Source organism: Stenotrophomonas sp. SPM (assembly GCF_003105135.1).
Taxonomy (GTDB): Bacteria; Pseudomonadota; Gammaproteobacteria; order Xanthomonadales; family Xanthomonadaceae; genus Stenotrophomonas.
This window is the reverse complement of the sequence record NZ_QETL01000056.1, coordinates 1-25,106: the sequence shown is the minus strand read 5'-3', so window position 1 is coordinate 25,106 and position 25,106 is coordinate 1. Positions and strand designations below refer to the sequence as shown.

The window sequence follows — 25,106 nt, the reverse complement described above, 5'->3', positions numbered from 1 at the left end:
CTGGCCGCCACCTGCACCGGCGCCCGGGCCCTTCGGCTTGCCGTACGGGCGGCCCTGGCCGCCTGCACCTGCGCCCGGACCACGGGCACCCGGGCCACGTGCGCCCGGACCAGCGTTGCGGTGGCCGCTCGGGCCGGTGCTGACACCGTCCGGCACGTACCAGGTACGGAACGCGGCCGGGTTGCCTTCCGGCAGCGAACGGTCATTCTTCGGCGCGCGCTGCTTGAACGGCTTCTGCGACTGCTTGGCCGCCGCTTCACCGCTGACGGTCAGGCCGCCCTTGAAACCGCCACCCTTGCCGCCGCGACCACGGCCGCGGTCTTCGCGCACGTTGTCGAAGCGACGCAGTTCGCGACCTTCATCGGCGGTGCTGTGGCCGTTGACGTAGGCATTGCCACGACCGCCTTCGCGCACGCGCACGGTGGTCTTGGCGGCGCGACGCTGGCCGATCACCGGCTGCAGGGTCAGTGCCGACGGCGCGCCTTCTTCCAGCTTGAGTTGCGCGCGCAGGGCTTCGACCTGCGCGGTGGGCAGTTCGACCGAGTGGCCACGCACCAGTTCGCGCGGCAGGCTGACCTTGCCGTAGCGGGTGCGCTTCAGACGGCTGACCTGGCAACCCTGCGATTCCCACAGGCGGCGCACTTCACGGTTGCGGCCTTCCTTCACCACGACGCGGAACCAGTCGTGCGAATCGGTGCCGCCGATGCGTTCGATCTCGTCGAACTTGGCCGGGCCGTCTTCCAGCGCCACGCCACGGGCGAGGCGGTCGACGATGGCGTCGGAGACCTTCTCTTCGCCTTCCGGGGCGCGCACGCGAACCACGTACTCGCGCTCGACCTCGAACGACGGGTGCATCATGGCGTTGGCCAGTTCACCGTCGGTGGTGGCCAGCAGCAGGCCGGTGGTATTGATATCCAGGCGGCCGATGGCGATCCAGCGCGCGCCCTTCAGCGGCGGCAGGGATTCGAACACGGTCGGGCGGCCTTCGGGGTCTTCGCGGGTGGTCACTTCGCCTTCCGGCTTGTTGTAGACCAGCACGCGCGACGGCTCGGCCAGGGCGGTGGCGACGAAGCCACGGCCATCCAGCTCGATCTTGTCGCCGCTCTTGACCGACATGCCGGTCTGCGCGACTTCGCCGTTGACCTTGACCAGGCCTTCGGCGATGCGCTGCTCCAGCGCACGGCGCGAGCCGAGGCCGGCCTGGGCCAGCACCTTGTGCAGGCGCTCTTCCAGCTTGAACTGTTCGGAGGTGGCTTCACGCTTCAGCGAGAGCTTGTTACGGGTGGTGTCACTCATCAGTTTTGCTCCGGCCGACGGTTTCGAGGCCGGCCTCTGGTTCGGAATCGGCTTGGTCAACAGCCACGGTCGTCGTCGCGACGGCGTTGTCTTCGCGTTCGTTCACTGGCACCGCGCGCTCGCCCGGCGCGGAATCGGGGTGCCCATCATCGAGGGGCGAAGGTGCTTGCTCATCGGTGGCCGGCGCAGCAGCTGCCGCGTCGACGGAATTCTCGGTGTTGCCATCGCCGCCCTGCAGGCCGGCGTGATCATTACCGGCCGCATCGGGGTCGGCGCTGATGTCCGGGCCGGCGGCACCGGCAACGGCGGGACCATCACGGTCCAGCGCCAGCTGCGGTTCCAGCTCGCCCAGGTCTTTCAGTTCCGACAACGGCGGCAGTTCATCCAGGCGCTTCAGGCCGAAATAGTCCAGGAAGCCCTTGGTGGTACCGAACAGCGCCGGCTTGCCGGGCACGTCGCGGTGGCCGACCACGCGGATCCACTCGCGTTCTTCCAGTGCCTGGATGATGTTGCTGCTGACCGCCACGCCGCGCACCTGCTCGATCTCGCCGCGGGTGATCGGCTGCCGGTAGGCAATCAGCGCCAGGGTTTCCAGGGTGGCACGGGTGTAACGGGTCTTGCGTTCGGTCCACAGCCGGCTGATCCAACCATGCACTTCGCCGGTCACCTGGTAGCGGAAGCCGGAGGCGACCTCCACCAGTTCCACGCCGCGGCCTTCGCAGCCCTCGCGCAGGCGCTCCAGCGCACGTTCGATGCTGCCCGGCGGTGCCGGTTCCTCTTCCGGGAACAGGTCTTTCAGCTGGGCCAGGGTAAGCGGCTGGCTCGAGGCCAGCAGGGCACCTTCGACAATGCGGTTGATCAGCGTCTGGTCCATCGGCAGTCAGCGCTCACTCTTTCTCATTGGCGGCGTCGTTGTCGTCGAACTCGCTGCTGAACTGCAGCGGGGCGTTGGTGTTGCCGGCGGCCAGGGACTTCACGTAGATCGGCGCCAGCGGCTCTTCCTGGACCAGGTCCAGCAGCTGTTCCTTGGCCAGTTCCAGCACTGCGAGGAACGTGACCAGCACGCCCAGCTTGCCTTCTTCGGCGGTGAACAGCCCTTCAAAGCGGTAGAACCTGCCGTCCTCCAGACGACCCAGCACTTCACCCATGCGCTGGCGCACGCTCAGGGCCTCGCGCTTGATCGCGTGGCCGCTGAACAGCTCGGCACGCTTGAGCACGTCGTGCAGGGCCAGCAGCATTTCCTTCAGGTCCACCGGCGGCGGCAGCTTCACCGTCGCCCGCTCGGGCATGAAGGCGTGCGCAACCGTGGTGTCGCGGTCCTGGCGGGGCAGGGCGTCGATATCCTCGGCGGCCTGCTTGAAACGTTCGTACTCCTGCAGCCGGCGCACCAGCTCGGCACGCGGGTCGGCCTCGTCGCCCTCCTCGCTGACCGGGCGCGGCAGCAGCATGCGCGACTTCACCTCGGCCAGGATGGCGGCCATCACCAGGTACTCGGCGGCCAGCTCGAAACGCAGCTCGCGCATCACGGTGATGTATTCCACGTACTGCCGGGTGATCTCGGCCACGGGGATGTCCAGCACGTCCAGGTTCTGCCGGCGGATCAGGTACAGCAGCAGGTCCAGCGGACCTTCAAAGGCATCCAGGATGACTTCCAGCGCATCCGGCGGGATGTACAGGTCCTGCGGAATCTGCAGGACCGGTTGCCCATGCACCACGGCCAGCGGCATTTCCTGCTGCTGGGGGGCGGGCGGCCGGGTTGGCGGGTTCGCGTCGAGCGCGAGTTCGGAAGTCATCTAATGGACAATAGGATTGCAACGGACCAGTCGCGGTGCCGGTTCTGCCGGGCCTTCGCCACGGCGCCGCAGGCACCAGACACGCCGGGATCGGCGCGATTCCACACATATCAAACAGCAGGACGCGCCGCAGGAAAACGGCGGCGACGGGACTACGGGGAGGTCGTCTACGTGGCCCGGCCGGTTGGCCCGGTTCGAAGCAGCGGTACGGTCGTCGGGGCTGCGTTGGCCGCAAAAACCGACGGGCTGCTGCATCACGCCACGTGCAATGGTGTCTAGGGTACGGCTTTGCCTGGCCAGTGTCCAGCCGGGCCGGTATCGGCGGCCCATTGGCTAGAATCGACGCACCGCAACATGAACGAGGAATGCCCGTGTTCTATGTGATTGAAGGTTACGACGGCCAGGATGTGCTGGCGCAGCGGCTGCAGGCCCGGCCCGAGCACTTGGCGCGGCTGCACGCGCTGCGCGACGAGGGACGCCTGCTGCTGGCCGGGCCTTGCCCGGCGATCGACAGCGAGGATCCGGGTCCCGCTGGCTTCAGTGGTTCGGTGGTGATTGCCGCGTTCGACTCACTGGCGCAGGCCCGCGAGTGGGCCCACGCCGACCCGTATGTGGCCGCGGGCGTGTACACCCGCGTCGAGGTCCGGCCCTTCCGCAAGGTGCTGCCATGAGCGCGCAGCGCATCGATCTAATACGTGCTGCATTGCAGCAGGCATTGGCGCCCAGCACGCTGCAGATCGAAGACGACAGCCATCGCCATGCCGGCCATGCCGGCGCGCGCGACGGACGCGGCCATTTCAACGTGCTGGTGGTCAGCGAACAGTTCGCCGGCATGGCCCCGTTGGCGCGCCATCGCGCCGTGTATGCCGCGCTGGGTGGGCTGATGGAGACCGATATCCATGCGCTGTCCATCCGCGCATACACCCTGTCCGAGCAGGGCTGATGTCCTGTCCCGCAAAGTCCTGCCAGGTCCAGGAACAGACCTGTCCACGTCAGATTTCTGTGTCCATCCGAGGACATTCGTCTAACGGAGTGTTTACAAGCGCAGATGGAAACGCTTACATTCCGCGCCAAGCTGGTAGGTCCAAGCCGTGGAGGGCGGCTTCGTGAACAAGGCAGCCATAACAATCAAAGACGTCGCACGAGAAGCCCGGGTCTCCGTGGCCACGGTTTCCCGCGCGCTGAATGGGCATGAGAATGTCGCCGAACCGGTCCGCCAGCTTGTGCTGGAGGTCGCCGCGAGGCTGCGTTACACCCCGCACGCCGCCGCACGCAGCCTGAGCAGCCGCCGTACCAATACGGTGGGCGTGGTGCTGCCTGATCTGTACGGCGAATTCTTCTCCGAGCTGATGCGCGGCATCGACAACGTTGCCCGCAACCGTCGCCAGCACCTGCTGGTGTCCAGCTACCACGGCGACCAGGTACAGCAGGGCGCCGCCCTGCGTGCCATGCGCGGCCGCGTCGATGGCCTGCTGGTGCTCTCGCCCTATGCCGAGAGCCCCGGCTTTCTAACCGACAACCTGCCGCAGTCGCTGCCCACGGTCCTGATCAACACCTATCTGCCGGGGCAGGATCACCCGGTCCTGAGCATCGACGATCACGCCGGTGCGATGGCCATGACCCGCCACCTGCTCGATGCCGGCCACCGCCGCATCGCGTTCATTTCTGGCCCGGACCTCAACTTCGACGCGCGCGAGCGCCTGCGTGGCTTCCGCGACGCGCTGGCGGCTTTCGGCAAGGGCGCCGAAGGCATCGAGTTGCCCGGTGATTTCGACGAAGCTTCCGGCCATCGCGCCGGTCAGGAGATGCTGGCAGCCGGCGCGCTGCCTGATGCCGTGTTCGCCGCCAACGACATGATGGCCCTGGGTTGCCTGTATGCCTTCGCGCAGGCAGGCATCCATGTGCCCACCGATGTCGCCCTGGCGGGTTTCGATGACATTCCACTGGCGCGGTTTGTACACCCATCGTTGACCACCATGCAGGTCAGTATCGCCGAGTTGGGCGATAGGGCGATGACGCGTCTGATGCAGTTGATGGACGGCAACACCCCCGAAGGGGCAGGTGACAAGCAGACGCTTGTTCCCCGCCTCATCGTTCGCGATTCCACTACTCCGCCATCGGGCCACTGAAGCCAGAGGCGTTCCTTCTTTTTGATTGATCGCAGGTACCGCATCCGCGGATACCGCCACCCGGAGATTGAGTTGATGATGCATTCCACGATCCGCATGCCGGCCCGCCGGCTGCTGAGCACCGCCCTGGTCAGCTGCCTGATGCTGGCCGCCGCCCCGAACGTCATGGCGCAGTCGGCCAACGCCAGCCTGCGCGGCCAGGTGGCCGGCGCCCAGGCCGGTTCGGAAGTCACCGCGACCAACGTTGCCACCGGCACCGTCCGTCGCGGCACCGTGCGCGCCGATGGCACCTATTCGCTGATGGGCCTGGATCCGGGCACCTATGACGTGGCCGCCAATGGCCAGACCCAGAAGGTCACCGTCACCGTCGCCTCGACCTCCACGCTGAACTTCAGCGAGGCCGCCGCCGGCGGTACGTCGGGTGGCAGCGCCGCGACCAACCTGGATACCGTCAACGTCGTCGCACCGACCCTGCTGCAGGAAGTGCGCACCTCCGAAGTCGGCAAGACCGTCAGCCTGCAGCAGATCCAGACCACCCCGCAGGTGTCGCGCAACTTCCTGGAGTTCGCCGATGCGGTGCCGGGCCTGATCTTCACCCGTGATGCCAAGGGCAACACCTCGCTGCGCGGCGGTGCCACCAACTCCGACGGCACCAACGTCTACATCGACGGCGTGGGCCAGAAGAGCTACGTGAAGGGCGGCGGCGTGGCCGGCCAGTCCGGCAGCGCCGGTAATCCGTTCCCGCAGCTGGCGATCGGCGAATACAAGGTCATCAGCGGCAACTACAAGGCCGAGTACGGCCAGGTGTCGAGCGCCGCAGTGACCGCTGCGACCAAGTCCGGTACCAATGAATTCAAGGGTGAGGCGTTCTACCGCTACACCGACGAAGACATGCGTGCCAAGACCCCGGCCGAGCGCCAGGGCGGCAAGGACAAGATGGTCTCGGCCGAGAAGGAATACGGCTTCGCCCTGGGCGGCCCGATCATCCAGGACAAGGCGCACTTCTTCGTGACCTACGAAGCCAAGCGCTTCGACCTGCCGGTCACCATCGCGCCGGACGGTGCCGTCACCGGCGCCGCCAGCCTGCTGCCGCCCGCCGGCGCCGCCGGCCTGGGCCCGGCCAGCCAGCCGTTCCAGCAGGACCTGATCTTCGGCAAGATCGACTTCGAGCCGACCGACAACGACCGCATCGAGCTGACCTTCCAGGACCGCGACGAAACCCAGTCGCAGTTCAGTGGCCAGACCTCGCCGGAAGCCGGCCGTGAAGTGGTCAACACCGACCGTCGTTACGCCCTGCGCTGGAACCACAGCGGCGAGCGTTTCTACAACGAAATGATGGTCACCCACGAAGACTCGTTCAACAACCCGACCCCGCTGACCCTGGCCAACGGCATCACCTACACCGCACCGGACGGCACCGAAGACCGCACCATCGTCAAGATCGGTGGCGCCTCGGCGCTGGATTCGCAGGTGAAGGGCCAGAAGGGCTGGTCGATCGAAGACAACCTGACCCTGGACGGCATCCAGTGGGCCGGCGACCACACCATCAAGATGGGCGTGAAGTACAAGGCGATCGACCTGTACGCCTCCGATGCGGCGCAGATCAACCCGACCTTCACCTACAGCCTGGGCGATCCGGACTTCCCGGATTCCATCCCGTACAAGGCGCAGTTCGTCAAGCCGGTGACCGGCGTGTCGGGCGTGTCAGGTGAAGTGCGTTCGAAGTCCAAGCAGTACGGCGTGTTCATCCAGGACGACTGGCAGGTCAACGACCACCTGCAGGTCAACCTCGGCCTGCGCTGGGATTACGAAAAGACCCCGTCCTACCTGGACTTCGTGACCCCGCAGCAGGTGGTCGACGCCATCTACTCGCAGGATCCGCGCGCCCCCGCCGGCCAGACCTACGCCGATTCGCTGGCACTGGGCGGCCTGGACATCAGCGATTACATCAGCAACGGCCACAACCGCAAGGCGTTCAAGGATGCCTGGCAGCCGCGCCTGGGCTTCTCGTATGACATCAACGCCGACGAGCAGCACGTGATCCACGGTGGTGCCGGCCGTTCGTACGACCGCGATCTGTTCGACAACCTGCAGCTGGAAACCACCAAGCTGGCCCTGCCGCAGCCGACCATCTACTTCCGCAACCCGGCCACCGGCACCTGCATCAACGGTCAGGCCGCCTGCTATGACTGGAACCCGAACCTGCTCAACGGCATTGGCAACCTGCAGGCTCTGGTCGGTTCGACCAGCAATGCCGGCCTGGAAGTCGACCTGCTCAACAACAAGCTGAAGGCGCCGTACTCGGATCAGTTCAGCCTGGGCATGAGCAACCAGATCGGTGACTGGCTGACCGACGCCACCATCGCCCGCACCCTGAGCTACGACGGCTTCGCCTTCACGCTGGGCAACCGTTACCCGACCGGCCAGTTCTTCGATGACCCGCGCCTGTGCGGTGGCACCGAGCCGGGCCTGAGCCAGGCCTGGAGCTGCAACGTGCCGGGCTTCGGCAGCCTGATCATCGGCCAGCAGGGCATCAAGACCCGTGCGACCCAGGTCCTGCTGTCGGCGCAGAAGCCGTTCACCAAGGAAAGCGGCTGGGGCACCTCGATCGCCTACACCTGGACGACCGCACGCCACAACCGCGACATCAACGAGAAGTACGCCTTCGACCGCGGCCTGATCGAGGATTACCCGACCATCCGTTCCAACGGTGCCCCGCGCCACCGCCTGGTGATGACCGGTTCGTACGCTGGCTTCTGGGGCATCACCTTCGGTGGCAAGATCACCCTGGCCACCCCGACCGCCGTCAACGACTGGTATCCGGTGCCGCAGGCCAGCGGCTACAACCTGCCGACCCCGCAGGCCGCCGTGCCGAACGCCAACGGCAAGTTCCTGCTGGGTGGCAAGATCTTCGGCTACCGTTCGGTCGACCTGCAGGCGACGAAGACGTTCAAGATGCCGGGTGACACCGAGATGTATGCGCGTATCGACATCATCAACGTGTTCAACTTCGACAACTTCTCCACCTACAACTACGTCAAGACCAACGGCAAGCTGCAGGCCAGCTACAACGAGACCGGCGACATCATCGGTACTCCGCGCCAGGTCAAGGCGGAAGTGGGCTTCCGCTTCTAAGCAGTGGTGCACGCAACACCCCGATGCCAGTGGTCCGCCGCTGGCATCGGGACCTGGCAATGGCCGGTCCCTGCGGCCGGTCCATTGTCCAGCCCCCTGCGCCGTATCGATGACGGGGCAGGGGACTGGGCAATGGCAGCAGTTCCGCGACCACGCTGCGTGTTTTTTTTTGAGTTCGGTTTGTAAACGATTTCAGGCCATTGGACGTTATGCTTTCCGATCGATCAGTTTTCCGGAGGACCCGCGCCATGCAGGCACGCCACCTGTTGACCGCCGCTGCGATGACCCTGGCCATCGCCGCCTGCAAACCGGCCCAGCAGGCGCCTGCCAAGCCGAAGCCGCCGGTGATCCTGCTGGAAGCCGATGCGCCGCCGCGGCCGATGAAGCCGGAACTGCCGCCGCTGTTCGATGACATCGAGCGCCGTACGTTCCAGTTCTTCTGGGACACCACCAACGAACTCAACGGCCTGACCCCGGACCGCTACCCGTCGCGTCCGTTCGCCAGCATCGCCTCGGTCGGCTTCGCCCTGACCGCGTACCCGATCGGCATCGAGAACGGCTGGGTCAGCCGCAACCAGGCGATCGACCGCACCCTGACCACGCTGAAGTTCTTCCGCGACGTGCCGATGGGCCCGCAGCGCACCGGCAAGGCTGGCTACAAGGGCTTCTATTACCACTTCCTGGACATGCAGGAAGGCCGCCGCTACGACAGCTGGGTCGAGCTGTCCTCGGTCGACACCGCGCTGCTGATGATGGGCGTGCTGTTCGCCCAGTCGTACTACGATGGCGATGACCCGCGCGAGAAGGAGATCCGGCAGATCGCCGACCAGCTGTACAAGCAGGTCGACTGGCCGTGGCTGCAGCAGCGTGCGCCGCTGATCTCGATGGGCTGGTTCCCTGAGAGCGGCTTCATCGACCACGACTGGATGGGCTACAACGAGGCGATGATGGTCTACATCCTCGCCCTGGGCTCGCCCAGCCATCCGGTCAGCCCGGATGCGTGGACGGTCTGGACCCGCACCTACGACAACGACTGGGGCGTCTACCAGGGGCAGGAATACCTCTCCTTCGGCCCGTTGTTCGGCCATCAGTACAGCCACGTCTGGATCGACTTCCGCGACATCCAGGACGCCTACATGCGCGAGCGTGGCAGCACCTACTTCCTCAACAGCCGCTCGGCCGCGCTGGCCCACCGCGAATACGCCATCGCCAACCCGATGCAGTGGAAGGACTACGGCGAGAACGTCTGGGGCCTGACCGCCAGCGACGGCCCGCAGAATACCACCCAGGAATATCGTGGCGAGCAGCGCCAGTTCCGCCATTACTCCTCGCGCGGCGCCGGCCTGCGCGAGAACTTCGATGACGGCACCATCGCCCCGACCGCGGCGATCTCCTCGATCGTGTTCGCGCCCGAGGAAGTGATCCCGGCCACGCTGGAGATGCACAAGCGCTACGGCGACTACATCTATTCCAGCTACGGCTTCCTGGATTCGTTCAACCCGAGCTTCAACTACGACATCCCGATCAAGACCGGCCGCATGGTGCCGGACCGCGGCTGGGTGGCCAGCGATTACATCGCCATCGACCAGGGCCCGATCCTGACGATGATCGCCAACTACCGCAACGACTTCGTCTGGGAAGTCATGAAGAAGAACCCGTACATCCGCAAGGGCCTGGAACGGGCCGGTTTCAGCGGTGGCTGGCTGGCCCCGGAAGGGTCGTTCCAGCCGCTGGTGCTGGAGAAGGATGAGAAGGCCGCGGCGGCACGTGCGGTCGGTATCGCAGAATCACGCGCGGCTGCCGCGCAGGAACAGAAGAACAATGCCAACCGCAACACGGGCCAGGGGAAGTAACAAGGTGCAAGACTGGATTGACCGCCTGCGACGCTGGGCCCTGCCTGCGATGGCCGCACTGGCCATGGCCGGCTGCGCGCGCACCGAGCAGGGCACCACCACGGTCCGCTTCTGGGCGATGGGCCGCGAGGCCGAAGTGGTCAGCGAACTCATCCACGAGTTCGAGGCCGAGAACCCCGGCATCAAGGTGGATGTGCAGAACATTCCCTGGACGGCCGCGCACGAAAAGCTGCTGACCGCGTTCGCCGCCGACGGCCTGCCCGATGTCTGCCAGCTCGGCAACACCTGGGTGCCCGAGTTCGCCGAACTCAACGCGCTGACCCCGCTGCAGCCGTTCGTGCAGCATTCGTCGGTGGTCGATCCGCAGGATTATTTCCAGGGCATCTGGGATACCAACGTGATCCATGGCGAGCTGGTGGGCGTGCCGTGGTACGTCGATACCCGCCTGATCTACTACCGCAAGGACCTGCTGGCGCAGGCCGGCTTCGACCATCCGCCGCGCACCTGGGCGGAATGGGACGAGCAGATGGCTGCGATCAAGAAGAAGCAGGGGCCAAACCGCTACGCGGTGCTGATGCCGATCAACGAGTTCGAGCAGCAGTTGTCGCTGGCCCTGCAGCAGCCCGATCCGCTGCTGCGTGACGACGACACCCGTGGCAACTTTTCCAGCCCCGGCTTCCGTCGTACCCTGGCCTTCTACGGCAACATGTTCGAGCAGGGCTGGGCGCCGAAGATGTCCGAGACGCAGATCTCCAACGTCTGGGATGAATTCTTCCGCGGCTTCAACGTGTTCTACATCTCCGGCCCCTGGAACATCCGCGAGTTCAAGAAGCTGCAGCCCAAGGAACTGGAAGGGAAGTGGGGCACTGCCGCCCTGCCGGGCCCGGACGGTCCGGGCGCCGGCATCGCCGGTGGCACAAGCCTGGTGATCTTCCGCAAGTCGCAGCAGAAGGAAGCGTCGTGGAAGCTGATCGAGTTCCTGTCGCGCCCGGAAATCCAGGCCCGTTTCCATTCCATCATCGGTGACCTGCCGCCGCGCCGCAGCACCTGGAACGCCCCGTCGCTGGCCAACGATCCGCTGGCCGCCGCGTTCCGTGACCAGCTGGAGCGCGTCAAGCCGACGCCGAAGGTGCTCGAATGGGAGCGCATCGTGCAGGAAATGCGCATCGTCACCGAAAAGGTGGTGCGTGGCGGCATGCCGCAGGACAAGGCCGTGGAAGAGCTGGACCAGCGCGTGGACAAGGTGCTGGCCAAGCGCCGCTGGATGCATGAACAACAACGCCTGCAGCCCAGCGAGACCCCTTCGGGCTCGACCAGCGCAGTCGCGGCCGGGAGCCCGCAATGAAACGTTCGTCCCTCGCCGGCTGGATCTTCGCCGGCCCCTCGCTGATCGTGCTGGGCGTGTTCTTCGGCCTGCCGGTCGCCTCGGCGCTCGCCCTGAGCGTGACCGACTTTGACCTGTACGCGCTGGCTGACGGCGCCAACCTGCGCTTCGTCGGGCTGGGCAACTACATCGACCTGCTGCAGACGCCGATGTTCTGGAAGTCGCTGTGGAACACCACGTACTTCGTGGTGATCGGCGTCCCGCTGTCGATCAGCGTGTCGCTGGGCGCGGCGATGCTGCTCAATGCGCCGGCCGCCCGCTTCAAGGCGCTGTTCCGCACCGCGCTGTTCGCCCCGGTGGTGACCACCCTGGTTGCGGTGGCGGTGATCTGGCGCTACCTGTTCCATACCAGCTATGGCCTGGTGAACTACGGCCTGGGCCACATCGGCATCAGCCCGATCGACTGGCTGGGCGACCCCAACTGGGCGATGCCCACCATCATGCTGTTCGCCGTGTGGAAGAACTTCGGCTACAACATGGTGATCTTCCTGGCCGGCCTGCAGGCCATCCCGCATGACCTGTACGAGGCCGCGCGCATCGACGGCGCGTCGCGCTGGAAGCAGTTCCTGCACATCACCCTGCCGATGCTCGGCCCGGTGCTGCTGGTGGTCGGCGTCATTACCGTGTCCGGCTACTTCCAGCTGTTCGCCGAACCGTACGTCATGACCCGCGGCGACCCACTGCAGAGCACCGTCAGCGTGCTGTATTTCATGTTCGAGGAAGGCTTCAAGTGGTGGAACCTGGGACGCGCCTCTGCCGTGGCGTTCCTGCTGTTCCTGATCATCCTGGCGGTGACCACCGTGATGCTGCGTTTCGGCCGCAAGAGGCAGTTGGTATGAGTCGTGAGATCGGCCAGTCGCGCTGGCACCCGTGGATGATCAATGGCGCGTTGCTGGTGCTGGCCCTGGTCAGCCTGGCGCCGCTGTTGTGGATGCTCTCGGTATCGTTCATGCCGCAGGGTGAGGCGACCCATTTCCCGCCTCCGCTGCTGCCCTCGCACGTCACCACCCACAACTACACCGAGCTGTTCGCGCGCACCGGCATGGGCGGCAACTTCGCCAACAGCCTGCTGGTGTCGGTGGCGATCACCTTCGGTTCGCTGCTGCTCAACACCATGGCCGGCTATGCCTTCGCCAAGCTGAACTTCGTCGGCCGTGAACGCCTGTTCCAGGTGCTGATGGCCGCGCTGGTGATCCCGGCGCAGGTGGCGATGCTGCCGCTGTTCCTGCTGATGAAGCAGCTGGGCCTGGTCAACAGCTTCGGCGGCGTGATCGTGCCGGCGCTGGCCAGCGTGTTCGGCATCTTCCTGGTGCGCCAGTACGCCCGTTCCATCCCGGACGAGCTGCTGGAAGCGGCCCGCATCGACGGGGCAGGGGAGCTGCGCATCTTCTTCCAGATCGTGCTGCCGATGCTCAAGCCGGTGCTGGTGACCCTGGCGATCTTTACTTTCATGGGCGCGTGGAACGATTTCATGTGGCCGCTGATCGTCTTGACCGACCAGGAGCACTACACTTTGCCGGTGGCGCTGGCCACCCTCTCGCGCGAGCACATCATGGACGTGGAAATGATGATGGCCGGCGCGGTGGTCACCGTGGTTCCGGTGCTGGCCCTGTTCCTGGTCCTGCAGCGGTACTACATCCAAGGTCTGTTGCTGGGGAGCGTCAAGGGATGAAGCGAGCGATCGCCGTTGGATTGGGCCTGTTGTGGACCTCCTTGGCGATCGCCGCACCACCGGCGCTGCCGGCGCCCAAGGTGCTGGATGACTTCGACGACATCACCGCATGGAAGCTGGTGCTGTCCGACCAGGTCAGCGGTTCGCTGCGGCCGGTCAGCGGCGCCGGCGGCGGCCGCGCGCTGTGCCTTGATTACGACTTCCACAAGGTTTCCGGCTATGTGGGCATCCGCCGCGCGCTGAACATCGAGTACCCGGCCAATTACCGGTTCGGGTTCCAGCTGCGCGGTGATTCCCCGCGCAACGACCTGCAGTTCAAGCTGATCGATGCCAGCGGCGACAACGTCTGGTGGGTCAACCGCCCCGGCTACAGCTTCAACAAGGCCTGGACGCCGGTGGAATACCGCCGCCGGCAGATCGACAAGGCTTGGGGGCCGTCGGCCGAAAAGGAGATGGCGCGCAGCGCGGCGGTCGAGTTCACCATCTACAGCAAGGTCGGTGGCCGCGGCACCGTGTGCTTCGACAAGCTGACCCTGCAGGGCCTGCCGCCGCAGGATGACTCGGCGCTGATGCCGTCGGTGATCGCCGATACGGCCACCGCGCTGCAGGACCGCATGATCGACGGCAAGAGCGATACGTTCTGGGTCAGCGGCGGGGTCAAGCAGCAGACCATCAGCCTGGACCTCCACAAGAGCCGCGAGATCGGCGGCGCGGTGATCGACTGGCTGCCCAACCTGGAGGCGACCCGTTACGTCGTGCGCACCTCCGAGGACGGCCGTGACTGGCGCACCGTGCGCGAGGTCAGCGGTGGTGGTGGCGGCCGAGACTGGCTGGCGCTGCCCGATACCGATGCGCGCTACGTGCGCTTCGACCTGGAAGACGGGCCCAACTGGCGCTACGGCATCCGCGATATCGCGCTGAAGCCGCTGGCATTCGCGGCCACGCCCAATGCCTTCCTGTCCTCGGTGGCCGCAGACCTGCCGCGCGGTTCGCTGCCGCGTGCCTACGTCGGCGAGCAGCCGTACTGGACCCTGCTCGGCCTCGATGGCGGCCAGGAACAGGCCCTCATCAGCGAGGATGGCGCGCTGGAGCCGGCCAAGGGCAGCTTCAGCATCGAGCCGTTCATCCGCCTGGACGGCAAGCTGCTGGACTGGTCCAGCGTGGCCGCCACGCAGTCGCTGCAGGACCGTTACCTGCCCATCGCCACAGTCGACTGGGTGCATGAGAAGGCCGGCCTGTCGGTGACCAGCTTCGTGCAGGGCACGCCCGACCGCGCCCAGCTGATCGGCCGCTACCGCCTGAGCAACCCGGACAAGGTCGCCCACGAATACACCCTGGCGCTGGCGATCCGGCCCTGGCAGGTCAACCCGCCGACCCAGTTCCTCAACACCACCGGTGGCTTCAGTCGCATCGAAGCGCTGGACGTGGGCGATCAGCTGGTGCGCGTCAACGGCGAGCCGCGCATTTACCCGCTGCAGGCCCCGGACGCCCGCTTCGCCACCACGTTCGACGGCAAGCTCGATGCGATGCACCTGGCCTCAGGCAAGTTCCCGACGACCACGGCGGTGAAGGATTCCACGGGCCTGGCTTCCGGCGCCCTGCTGTACACGATCAAGCTCGAACCCGGGCAGAGCCGCGAGGTGGCCGTGGTGCTGCCGCAGACCGGCGGCTGGAAGCCGCAGGCGCTGGACGTGGCCAAGGCGCAACAGCAGGTCGCAGTGATGTGGCGCGACAAGCTGGGCGTGGTCAGCCTGCAGGTGCCCGCGGCGGGCCAGCCGCTGGTGGAAACCCTGCGGACCGCGGTGGCGCACATGCTGATCTCGCGTGTCGGCCCGCGCCTGCAGCCGGGCACGCGTTCGTACGCGCGCAGCTGGATCCGCGATGGCGCGATGATTTCCGAAGGCCTGCTGCGCATGGGCCGCAGCGATGCCGTGCGCGATTACGTGACCTGGTATGCGCCGTTCCAGTTCGAGAACGGCAAGGTACCGTGCTGCGTCGATGCCCGCGGCAGCGACCCGGTGCCGGAGAACGACAGCCATGGCGAGCTGATCTACAACATCGCCGAGTACTGGCGTTACACCGGCGACGGCACTTTCCTCGAGCTGATGTGGCCGCACGTGCAGGGTGCCTACAGCTACATGGAGCAGCTGCGCGCCAGCGAGCGCACCGAAGAGAACCGCGCGCGCAATCCCGCCTTCTACGGAATGATGCCGGCCTCGATCAGCCACGAAGGCTATTCTGCCAAGCCGATGCACTCGTATTGGGACAACTTCTGGGCACTGCGCGGTTACAAGGATGCCGCACAGGTGGCCGCCCAGCTGGGCAAGCTCGAAGCCATGCAGATCAGCGAGTCGCGCGACCAGTTCCGCGACGACCTGCAGTCCTCGCTGCTGTCTGCCATGCAGCAGCACAGGATCGACTATCTGCCCGGTTCCGCCGAGCTGGGTGATTTCGATGCCACCTCCACCACCATCGCGCTGGCGCCGGGTGGCGAGCAGGGCCGGTTGCCGCAGGAGGCGCTGGAGGCGACCTTCGAACGCTACTGGACCGAGTTCGTCGCGCGCCGTGATGGCAAGCGCGAATGGAAGGATTACACGCCCTACGAGTGGCGCAACGTGGCGGCCTTCGTGCGCCTGGGCTGGCGCGACCGTGCCTGGCAGGCCACCCAGTTCTTCTTCAAGGACCGCGCGCCGCAGGCCTGGAACCAGTGGGCCGAAGTGGTCTCGCGCACGCCGCGCACGCCGTTCTTCGTCGGTGACCTACCGCATGCCTGGGTGGCATCCGACTTCGTGCGCTCGGCACTGGACATGTTCGCCTACAACCGCGACGCCGATGAGGCGCTGGTGCTGGCTGCCGGCATTCCCACCGCCTGGTTCCAGGGGGATGGCATCGCGGTGCAGGGCCTGCGCACGCCGCAGGGCCAGCTGAACTACCGCCTGCAGCGCAGTGACAAGCAGCTGGTGCTGGACCTGCAGCCGGGCCTGATGCCGCCGCCGGGTGGCGTCGTGCTGCCGTGGCCGTACAGCGGCGAACCGGGTGCGGCCACCATCAATGGCGAGCCGGCCGAATGGAGCAACCGCGAGCTGCGCGTGCACCAGCTGCCGGCACGGATCGAGATCGACGTGCCAAGCGCGGTGCGCCGCGCAGAACGCAAGGGGCAGTGAGCATGGCGTTGAAGCAGGGGAGGGCGCGCGTGGCAGTGCGCGCCCTGGGGCTGGCAATCGCGTTGGCGTTGTCGGAGCTGGCGGTGGCGCAGCCGTTGGGTGAACCCGCCGTTGTGGAGTCATCGACCGCACCCGGAATGGGCATGGTGACCTTCAACCTGCACCATGACCGCGAGGACTGGCCGACCCGGCGGCGCACGATCGTGGCCGAGCTCAAGCGCCTGCAGCCCGATGCCATCGCCCTGCAGGAAGTGATCCAGCGCCGCAACGTGCGCAACCAGGCGCAGTGGCTGGCCAGCCAGCTCGGCTACAAGTACGTCTTCGTCTCCACTGATCCGGTGGGCGCGCCCAAGCGCTATGGCAACGCCCTGCTGACCCGGCGGGCGATCCTGGCCCACGGCGAGCACCTGCTGCAGCCGCTGGATGACTACCGCACCGTGGCCCACCTGCGCATCGACGTGGACGGGCAGCCGGTGAACGTCTATGCCACGCATCTGAACGAGCGCAGCGACGAGCGTGGCCAGGGCATCCGCCGAAGCCAGGTGGAAGACCTGCTGCGCTATATCACCGACACCTCGGCCGGTGCGCCGGTGGTGATCGCCGGTGACTTCAACGCTCTGGTGGATGCGGGCGACCTGAGCGAGCTGCGCAGCCATTACGGCGACAGCTACGGCAGCGTGCACGTGAACACCGACCTGACCGGTGTGAGTACGTTGAACCGGCACTACTACCAGGCGCCCTCTCGCATCGACCACATCTTCTTCCAGCAGGACCGGATGGTCGCGCGCGAAGCGAAGATCCTGTTCGACCAGCCCGACGACAGCGGTCGCTGGGCGTCGGACCACTACGGGGTCTGGACCCGCCTGCAGTTCGCCCCGGCACGCTGACCCCGCAGGGTTTCACGTGATGGCAGGTGCCAACCTTGGTTGGCACGGGTGTATCCGCGTGCGTTGAATCGGCGTGGCATCCACCAGCGCGGCGGCAGACGCACAAGCAAAAACGGCGGGGATCATCGATCCCCGCCGTTTCGTTCTACGCGATCAAAGAACGATCAGTTCGCCGGCGGCGTGCGCTTGGCGGCCTCTTCGTCTTCGTCCGATGCCTGGGCATCAGCGGCCTGGCTGGCCGAATCGGCATGGCCATCGGCCACCGGGTCGATCGACGGCGTCACCACGGCTTCGGCCACCGGTGCTGCGGCTTCGACCGGCGCGGCTTCGACGGCCACCGGCGCTGCCGGCTGCTCGACGACCGGTGCGGTTTCGACCACCGGGGCGGCCTCGACGACCGGCTTCGCTTCCACCACCGGAGCGGCTTCCACCACCGGGGCGGCTTCAGCAATCACCGGCTTGGCTTCGACGATCGGAGCCACGTTCACCACCGGAGCGGCTTCGACGACCACCGGTGCCGGCGCGGCCACCGGGGCAGCTTCCTCGACAACCGGTTTGGCGTCAGCCACCGGAGCGACCGGTGCTTCCGGCTGGGCCGGGGTTGCAGCGTCGATCTGGTCCAGCATGCTGGTCTGCACCGGCTGCGGGGCCGGCTCGGCCTTGATGACCGGTGCCGGGGCTGCCGCTTCCTGCGGAGCGACGGCTTCGACCACGGCGCTGCTCACGGCAACCACCGGGGCGGCAGCAGCAACGGCGACCGGTGCACGGGCGGGCTTCTCAGCTTCCACGGCCACCGGCTCGACTTCGTCATCGAAATCGAATTCCGGCTGCGAGCGCGACGGCTGCGCGGCGGCGACCGGAGCGGCCTCGGCGGCAGTGTCGGCAGCCTGGTCAGCGCTGTCGTTGTCATCGCCTTCGTCACCGTCGTCCTGGTCATCGCCCAGGGCATCGGTACCGGCGGCATTCTCGGCGCCACCACGGCGACGACGACGGCCACCGCGACGGCCACGGCGGCGGCGGGTCGCGCCTTCGCCTGCCTGTTCGCCTGCGGCATCGGTCGCAGCATCTTCGCCGGACACGGCAACCGCGTCGGCGTCCGTACCTGCAGCCACCGTGGCATCGGCCACCGGTGCGGCATCAGCCACCACCACGTCGGCGACCGGTGCAGCCGGTGCCACCGGCGCGGTGCCTTCCTGCGCGGTCACTGCGTTGGCGGCGACGACGGTCGCGGCCACGGCGGCAGCCGCGGTTGCGGTGTCGACCGGTGCTTCGGCGGCGGCGCGCTGCGGCTTCTCGGTCGGCTTCTCGCCGTCCTGCTGCGGGCGTGGCTGCTTCGGCTGCTTCAGCTTCGGCTGCTGCTGCGGGTTCTGGCCCTGCAGCTCGTTGCGCGGCTGCTTCTGCTGCTGCGGCTGTTGCTGGCCGTCCTTCTGCTGGCCGTCCTTCTGCTTGCCCTGCTGGGGCGGCTGCTGGGCGTTGCCGTTGTTGTTGCCGCCCTGGCGGCCATCCTTGCGCTGCTCACCGCGGTCCTTGCGGTTGCCGCCGTCCTTCTGCTGCTGCGCATTGCCGTTGCCGCCGTTGCCACGGCTGTCGTCGCGACGGTCCTTGCGGTCCTTGTTGCGATCCTTGTTGCGGTCCCTGCGGCCGCCATCCTGCTGAGGCTGGCGGGCTGCCGGGGCCGGAGCGGGGGCCGGAGCCGGCTCGCCACCGAAGATGCGCTTCAGCCAGCCCACCACGCCGCCACTGGCGGCCGGTGCCGGGGCAGCGGCGACCGGTGCCGGGGCCGGAGCGGCCACGGGTTCGGCTTCGGCGCGCACCGGGGCCGGTGCGGTGTGCTTGACCTGGGTCACGGCCGGCGGCGGGATGTTCAGCTGGCCCTTGGTCAGAGCGTGCACCGGCAGCTTGCGCGGGGTGCCACGCTGGTAGCTCGGCTTGTTGCTGTCTTCACCCAGCTCGTTCTCGCGCAGGCGGGTCACGTTGTAGTGCGGGGTGTGCAGCTGCTCGTCGGCGACGATCACGATCGGCGCTTCGTGGCGCTGCTCGATCTCGCGCAGGGCGCTGCGCTTCTCGTTCAGCAGGTAATTGGCGATCTCCACCGGGGCCTGGACCAGCACCTGCCCGGTGTTCTCCTTCATCGCATGCTCTTCGGCGACGCGGATGATCGACAGCGACAGCGACTCGACGCTGCGCATGCGGCCGTGGCCGTCACAACGCGGGCAGACGATCTGGCTGGACTCACCCAGGCTCGGGCGCAGGCGCTGGCGGCTCATTTCGAGCAGGCCGAAGCGCGAGATGCGGCCGACCTGGACGCGCGCGCGGTCGTATTTCAGCGCGTTGGCCAGGCGGTTCTCGACCTCACGCTGGTGCTTGTTGGAGGCCATGTCGATGAAGTCGATGACCACCAGGCCGCCCAGGTCGCGCAGGCGCAGCTGGCGGGCCACTTCCTCGGCCGCTTCCAGATTGGTCTGGAAGGCGGTGTCCTCGATGTCGCTGCCCTTGGTGGCGCGCGAGGAGTTGACGTCGACGGCGGTCAGCGCTTCGGTCTGGTCGACCACGATCGAGCCGCCCGACGGCAGGCGCACGTTGCGCTCGTAGGCGCCTTCGATCTGCGATTCGATCTGGAAGCGGTTGAACAGCGGGATGTCGTCCTTGTAATGCTTGAGCTTGCGCAGGGTCTGCGGCATCACCTGCTGCATGAACTCGCGGGCGTGCTCGTACATCTCCTCGGTGTCCACCAGGATCTCGCCGATGTCGGCGCGCAGGTAGTCACGCAGGGCGCGCACGATCAGGCGCGATTCCTGGTAGATCAGGAACGGGGCCGGCTTGCTCAGGGCAGCTTCGGCGATGGCGCGCCAGACGTTCAGCAGGTAATCCAGATCCCACTGCAGTTCTTCGGCATCGCGGCCGACGCCGGCGGTGCGGATGATCACGCCCATGTCGTCGGGGATGTTCAGCTTGTCCAGGGCGTCCTTCAGGGCGGCCCGGTCTTCGCCTTCGATGCGACGCGAGACACCGCCAGCGCTCGGCGAGTTCGGCATCAGCACCATGTAACGGCCGGCCAGGGAGATGAACGTGGTCAGGGCGGCGCCCTTGTTGCCGCGCTCTTCCTTGTCCACCTGGACGACGATTTCCTGGCCTTCCTTCAGCAGCTCGCGGATGCCGGCCTTGTTGTGGTCGACGCCGGCCTGGAAGTAGTCGCGGGAAATTTCCTTCAGCGGCAGGAAGCCATGGCGGCCACCGCCGTATTCGACGAAGGCCGCTTCCAGCGAGGGCTCGATGCGGAAGATCCGGCCCTTGTAGATGTTGGACTTCTTCTGTTCCTTCGCCGGCTGCTCGATATCGATGTCATACAACGACTGGCCATCGACGATGGCAACACGCAGTTCTTCGGCCTGCGTGGCGTTGATCAGCATTCGCTTCATTGTTGCGTTCCTCGCAAGCGGCTACCGCGCGGAACGCCATGGGGTTTCGCCTCTGGACACGGTTCACCGCCCATTCGCGCATGCGCGGGGAGGGCGGCTTGGGTTTCCAGCGCTACGACACCACGGCAGGCCGCGGGAGCGCTTCACTTTTCTGGTTTTGGGGTGTTGCAGGGCCGGAGGCAGCTGTCAGCCAGGCTGGAGCGCCACACGGGACATGTTCAGCACGGTTGCGTGTCAGGCATCCGGCGATGGCCGGGAAGGCCGGTGAGCCGCTAACATGGCCGCCCCGCGGGCGGTGGTCGCGCACTGTGCCGGATTCGTCGGAAGCTGGGCTTCTGGCCCTGAGTAACTTCCAACAAAATCAATCCCTTATCTCGCCCCCCGAGTGTAACAGAATAAACAGCCAGATGACTGCATCAGACCCCACCAAGCCCGCTGGCGACAAGCCTTCCGTGCGCATGATCACCGTTCCCGAGGACCGTGCGGGCCAGCGCCTGGACAATTTCCTGCTGGGCCAGCTCAAGGGCGCCCCGCGCAGCCTGGTCTACAAGCTGGTGCGCAGCGGCCAGGTCCGCGTGAATGGCGGTCGCGCCAAGGCCGAACGCAAGCTGGAAGCGGGCGACGAGGTGCGCGTGCCGCCGGTTCGTCTCACCGAGGAAGGAGACAAGGCGGGTCCGCCCGAGTCCTTCATGCGCCGCCTGGAACAGGCCATCGTCTTCGAAGATGCGCGCCTGCTGGCCCTGAACAAGCCGACCGGCGTGGCCAGCCACGGCGGCAGCGGCATCAGCTTCGGCGCCATCGAGACCCTGCGTGCCCTGCGCCCGGGGCAGACCTTGGAGCTGGTCCACCGGTTGGATCGCGACACCTCGGGCCTGCTGATCGTGGCCAAGAAGCGTTCGGCGCTGAGCGAGCTGCAGGCGCTGCTGCGTGAAGACCACGGTGCCGGCATCCGCAAGCGCTACCTGACCCTGCTGGCCGGCCGCATGCCCGACGGCGTGATGACGGTCGACGCGCCGCTGCACGTGGGCCTGCGCCAGGGTGGCGAGCGCCACGTGCAGGTCAACGCGATCGGCAAGGAATCGATCAGCCACTTCCGGGTGCTGGAGCGCAAGGGTGGCCATTCGTACTGCGAAGTGCGCATCGAGACCGGCCGTACCCACCAGATCCGCGTGCATGCCCAGCATCTGGGTCATCCGGTGGCCGGTGACGACAAATACGGCGATCCGGCGGTCAACAAGCGGCTTCGTGAGCAGATCGGGCTGAAGCGCCTGTTCCTGCATGCGGCCTCGCTGGAGTTCGCGCTGGACGCCGGCAAGACCCCGTACGTGCTGAACGCACCGCTGGCCGACGAGCTGGTGGAAGCGCTCGAACGGCTGAAGTAAGGAGCTCTTGTAGAGTCGAGCCACGCTCGACTGCTCTTCTGCCGGGTTGCGCAGAAAGCCAGTCGAGCAAGCTTGACTCTACGGGGCTGCGCGCAAATCCCTCACCACTTGAACAGCACCAGGCTGATCGCCAGCGTGCCCATGCCCGCCACCAGCCCGTACACGGTCTCGTGGCCCTTGGCATAGCGCTTGGCCGCCGGCAGCAGTTCATCCAGCGCCAGGAACACCATCACCCCGGCAATCAGCCCGAACACCCAGCCGAACGTGGCGTGCGACAGCGAGCCCTTCAGCAGGAAGTAGCCGAGCACCGCGCCCACCGGCTCGGCCAGACCCGACAGCAGGCTGGCCATGAAGGCGTGCAGCTTGCTCTGGGTGGCGAAGTACACCGGCACCGCGATGGCGATGCCCTCGGGGATGTTGTGGATGGCGATGGCGAAGGCCAGCGGCATGCCCACCGACGGGCTTTCCACCGTCGCGAAGAAGGTGGCCAGGCCTTCGGGGAAGTTGTGCGCGGTGATCGCCACGGCCGTCAGCAGGCCGACCCGCTTGATGTAGGCCTTGTTGTTGTCGCGGAACGCAGGTTCCTTTGAATCCAGCGTCTCGTGCGGGTTCGGGATCAGATGGTCGATGGCCACGATCGCCAGCACGCCCAGCAGGAAGGCGATGGTGCCCCAGGTGAAGCCGCCGCGCGCGCCGTAGGCCAGCGCGAACGATTCGATCGACTTGTTCAGGATTTCCGACAGCGAGACGTACACCATCGCGCCGCCGGCAAACGCCAGGCCGAACGCCAGCAGGCGCGGGCTCGGGCGGCGCGAGAACAGGACCAGCAGGCTGCCGATGGCCGTAGCCAGGCCAGCGGCGAGGGTGACCGCGAGCGCGATCCAGAAGTTTTCCGGGGAGATCTGCAGCATTTACCGACGCGTTCCTGGTCATTCAGCAGCCGCCCCGGGTCAGGACGGGGCGGCGGGGGCACGGCGGGCGTCGGCTGGCCTGGTCGCTACGTCGGCCTTCAGCCGCCGCGGCGCATCCGCTCTTCAATGGCGAAGCACTGGTCCGGCTTCGGCTGCGGCGGGTTGAAGCTGACCGGCACCTGGATGGTGGCGGGCACGGCCTGGCCGTTGCGGGTGGCGGCCTTGAACTCCCACGCCTGGACGGCGGTCCTGGCCAGGTCATCCAGCTGCGCGTTGCCGGCGCCGGTCAGCAGCAGGACTTCGCTGGGGCGGCCATCGGTGCCGATGGTGACCTTGAAGGTGCTGGTGCCGCCCACGCCGGTGCAGGCCAGCTCCATCGGGTACTGCGGCGGCGGGGTCTTCACCGCGGCCACCTCGGTGGGCGGCGCGGCCGGCGGTGCCGGCGGCTCGGACGAACCGCAGCCCGCCAGGCCGGTGGCGGCGAGCAGGGACAGGCTCAGCAGTCGAACATTCATTTCACGTGCTCCGTCAGGGCCGAGGTCTTGGCCGCGCAGATGAAGTCGTTCTCGCTCAGCCCGCCCACGTCGTGGGTGGAATAGCGCACGACGGCGCGGTCGTAGTGCACGCCCAGGTCCGGGTGGTGGTCCTCGTGGTGGGCGATCCAGGCCAGCGCGTTCACGAAGGCCATGGTGGCGTAGTAATCCTTGAAGCGGAACGTGCGCACCAGCGCCTGGCCGGCCTCGGCCAGTTCCCAGCCCGGCACCTGCGGCAGCAGTTCGGCCAGGCGCGCTTCGCCCAGCTTGTGGTCGCTGCCCTTGCGCGGCACGCAACGCGCCTGTGCCAGCGGAATCAGGTCGGACATGGGTTCCTCCACCTCGAATTGACTGAACAATGCGCCGGCCGGTGTATAAACCGAATGAGCGACCGGCGCTGACTTGGCTAGAATAGCCTGATGATCCAGATCTCCGACACTGCCCAGACCCACTTCCGCAAGCTGATCGAACGCGAGGGCGTGCCCGGCATGGGCGTGCGCCTGAGCGCCGTCGATCCCGGCACGCCGCGCGCAGACGCCCGCCTGGAGTTCGCCGAACCCAGCGACCTGCTCGGTGACGAGTGGGCCGTGGACTGCGATGGCTTCACCCTCTATGTCGACGCGCTCAGCGTGGGCTGGCTCGACGGTGCCGAGATCGACATCGTTCCCGGCACCGCAGGCACCCAGCAGCTGACCATCAAGGCCCCGCGCATCAAGGGCGAAGCGCCCGGCGAGGCCGCCTCGCTGGTCGAGCGCGTGCATTGGGTGGTGGAAAACGAAGTCAACCCGCAGCTCGCTTCGCATGGCGGCAAGGTCGCCGTGCAGGAAGTCTCGGCCGATGGCGTGGTGCTGCTGCGCTTCGGCGGCGGCTGCCAGGGCTGTGGCATGGCCGACGTCACGCTCAAGCAGGGCATCGAAAAGACCCTGATGGGCCGCGTGCCGGGCGTCACCGCCGTGCGCGACGCGACCGACCATGACAGCGGCCACGCGCCGTACATCCCCCGCGGCAACGCCGCCTGATCGCCAACGCGTGCCTCTGCCCAGAGCCGAGCAACTGATCGATCTGCTGCTGGCGCGCCAGCAGCACCCTCTCATCCTCGAAAAACGCACGCGCCTGCCCTATGGCTGGGCGATCTGGCTGCGCTCGCTGAAGCCGATCGCGCGGCCGTTCCATGCCAGCGACGTGATCGCGGTGCTGCTGCCACGCCCATTGCCCGGACGCCCCGGGCTGCTGCCGGCCTTGAGCCCGTGGGGGGCGGCGCGGCGCCTGCTGTGGCAGGGATGGGAGCCGGCCCCGCGTGACCAGCGCTGGATGCGCTGGACCTCGGCGGTGGTCAGCGCGCTGCTGCACCTGCTGTTCTTCCTGTTGCTGCTGTGGGTGGCGGTGATCCGCACCACCGCGCCGGACGACGCCGGTGCCGAAGGCGAGCGCGTGCGGATTGAATTTGTCGGCCGCGGCGCGCAGGAAGGCGGCGGCGACCAGCCCGGAGCCGAGGCGGCCGCTGCCGCCGAAGCTGGTGCGGTGGCCAGTGGCCAGCCGGCGGGCGAG

Annotated in this window: 19 protein-coding genes and 1 pseudogene; 13 read left to right on the top strand and 7 right to left on the bottom strand. The window is 66.9% G+C overall.

Annotation, left to right across the window (positions count from 1 at the left end; all coding sequences use genetic code 11):
- The 3 genes from DCO49_RS12690 to DCO49_RS12680 all read right to left on the bottom strand — a co-directional run.
- Nucleotides 1-1,296: pseudouridine synthase (locus DCO49_RS12690; RefSeq protein ID WP_133249429.1), on the bottom strand; the 1,296-nt coding region annotated here is incomplete at its 3' end.
- A complete protein-coding gene (scpB, locus tag DCO49_RS12685; RefSeq protein WP_116864332.1) occupies nt 1,289-2,170 on the bottom strand; it encodes an SMC-Scp complex subunit ScpB in 882 nt (293 codons plus the stop codon). The genes DCO49_RS12690 and scpB, both read right to left, overlap by 8 nt.
- 13 nt (nt 2,171-2,183) lie before the next feature.
- Nucleotides 2,184-3,089 (bottom strand): ScpA family protein, encoded by a 906-nt coding sequence (locus DCO49_RS12680; protein WP_116864331.1) that lies wholly within the window; start codon nt 3,087-3,089, stop codon nt 2,184-2,186.
- A 371-nt stretch (nt 3,090-3,460) separates the two neighbouring features.
- Here DCO49_RS12680 and DCO49_RS12675 point away from each other — a divergent pair, with 371 nt between their 5' ends.
- The 10 genes from DCO49_RS12675 to DCO49_RS12630 all read left to right on the top strand — a co-directional run bounded on the left by DCO49_RS12675 (nt 3,461) and on the right by DCO49_RS12630 (nt 17,313).
- Nucleotides 3,461-3,760, top strand: a complete 300-nt coding sequence (locus DCO49_RS12675; protein WP_116864333.1) for a YciI family protein — start codon at nt 3,461-3,463, stop codon at nt 3,758-3,760.
- Nucleotides 3,757-4,032 carry a BolA family protein gene (locus DCO49_RS12670; protein WP_116864330.1) on the top strand — a complete coding sequence of 92 codons (276 nt, stop codon included), beginning with the start codon at nt 3,757-3,759 and terminating at the stop codon, nt 4,030-4,032. The genes DCO49_RS12675 and DCO49_RS12670 overlap by 4 nt, the downstream gene beginning before the upstream one ends.
- A gap of 148 nt (nt 4,033-4,180) precedes the next feature.
- Nucleotides 4,181-5,218: a LacI family DNA-binding transcriptional regulator gene (locus DCO49_RS12665; RefSeq protein WP_116864329.1), complete on the top strand. Its 1,038-nt coding sequence runs from the start codon at nt 4,181-4,183 to the stop codon at nt 5,216-5,218.
- Between the two features lie 75 nt (nt 5,219-5,293).
- The gene (locus DCO49_RS12660; protein ID WP_116864328.1) at nt 5,294-8,353 is read left to right on the top strand and encodes a TonB-dependent receptor; all 3,060 of its coding nucleotides are present in this window, start codon (nt 5,294-5,296) and stop codon (nt 8,351-8,353) included.
- Between the two features lie 248 nt (nt 8,354-8,601).
- Entirely contained in the window at nt 8,602-10,206 is a 1,605-nt protein-coding gene (locus DCO49_RS12655; protein WP_116864327.1) for a glucoamylase family protein, read from the top strand.
- Nucleotides 10,207-10,255: 49 nt separating this feature from the next.
- Nucleotides 10,256-11,551 carry a sugar ABC transporter substrate-binding protein gene (locus tag DCO49_RS12650; RefSeq protein WP_207776487.1) on the top strand — a complete coding sequence of 432 codons (1,296 nt, stop codon included), beginning with the start codon at nt 10,256-10,258 and terminating at the stop codon, nt 11,549-11,551.
- The gene (locus tag DCO49_RS12645; protein ID WP_116864325.1) at nt 11,548-12,429 is read left to right on the top strand and encodes a sugar ABC transporter permease; all 882 of its coding nucleotides are present in this window, start codon (nt 11,548-11,550) and stop codon (nt 12,427-12,429) included. The genes DCO49_RS12650 and DCO49_RS12645 overlap by 4 nt, the downstream gene beginning before the upstream one ends.
- Nucleotides 12,426-13,262: a carbohydrate ABC transporter permease gene (locus DCO49_RS12640; protein WP_079222477.1), complete on the top strand. Its 837-nt coding sequence runs from the start codon at nt 12,426-12,428 to the stop codon at nt 13,260-13,262. The genes DCO49_RS12645 and DCO49_RS12640 overlap by 4 nt, the downstream gene beginning before the upstream one ends.
- Entirely contained in the window at nt 13,259-16,426 is a 3,168-nt protein-coding gene (locus DCO49_RS12635; protein ID WP_116864324.1) for a discoidin domain-containing protein, read from the top strand. Before DCO49_RS12640 ends, DCO49_RS12635 begins: the two co-directional genes overlap by 4 nt.
- Before the next feature lie 2 nt (nt 16,427-16,428).
- Nucleotides 16,429-17,313: an endonuclease/exonuclease/phosphatase family protein gene (locus tag DCO49_RS12630; protein WP_116864323.1), complete on the top strand. Its 885-nt coding sequence runs from the start codon at nt 16,429-16,431 to the stop codon at nt 17,311-17,313.
- Between the two features lie 164 nt (nt 17,314-17,477).
- Here DCO49_RS12630 and DCO49_RS12625 read toward each other — a convergent pair whose 3' ends face one another.
- A complete protein-coding gene (locus DCO49_RS12625; protein WP_116864322.1) occupies nt 17,478-20,732 on the bottom strand; it encodes an Rne/Rng family ribonuclease in 3,255 nt (1,084 codons plus the stop codon).
- Between the two features lie 407 nt (nt 20,733-21,139).
- Between DCO49_RS12625 and DCO49_RS12620 the strand changes: the two genes are divergently transcribed.
- A complete protein-coding gene (locus tag DCO49_RS12620) occupies nt 21,140-22,114 on the top strand; it encodes an RluA family pseudouridine synthase (protein WP_116864321.1) in 975 nt (324 codons plus the stop codon).
- Nucleotides 22,115-22,215: 101 nt separating this feature from the next.
- Here DCO49_RS12620 and zupT read toward each other — a convergent pair whose 3' ends face one another.
- The 3 genes from zupT to DCO49_RS12605 all read right to left on the bottom strand — a co-directional run bounded on the left by zupT (nt 22,216) and on the right by DCO49_RS12605 (nt 23,887).
- On the bottom strand, nt 22,216-23,025 hold the full coding sequence (gene zupT / locus DCO49_RS12615; protein ID WP_116864320.1) for a zinc transporter ZupT: 810 nt from the start codon (nt 23,023-23,025) through the stop codon (nt 22,216-22,218).
- A 98-nt stretch (nt 23,026-23,123) separates the two neighbouring features.
- Nucleotides 23,124-23,540 carry an energy transducer TonB gene (locus DCO49_RS12610; protein WP_079222471.1) on the bottom strand — a complete coding sequence of 139 codons (417 nt, stop codon included), beginning with the start codon at nt 23,538-23,540 and terminating at the stop codon, nt 23,124-23,126.
- The gene (locus tag DCO49_RS12605; protein ID WP_079222470.1) at nt 23,537-23,887 is read right to left on the bottom strand and encodes a 4a-hydroxytetrahydrobiopterin dehydratase; all 351 of its coding nucleotides are present in this window, start codon (nt 23,885-23,887) and stop codon (nt 23,537-23,539) included. The genes DCO49_RS12610 and DCO49_RS12605 overlap by 4 nt, the downstream gene beginning before the upstream one ends.
- A gap of 90 nt (nt 23,888-23,977) precedes the next feature.
- Between DCO49_RS12605 and DCO49_RS12600 the strand changes: the two genes are divergently transcribed.
- The gene (locus tag DCO49_RS12600) at nt 23,978-24,577 is read left to right on the top strand and encodes an NfuA family Fe-S biogenesis protein (protein ID WP_116864319.1); all 600 of its coding nucleotides are present in this window, start codon (nt 23,978-23,980) and stop codon (nt 24,575-24,577) included.
- 10 nt (nt 24,578-24,587) lie between these two features.
- Nucleotides 24,588-25,106: pseudogene (locus DCO49_RS12595) on the top strand (hypothetical protein); the annotation flags it as partial.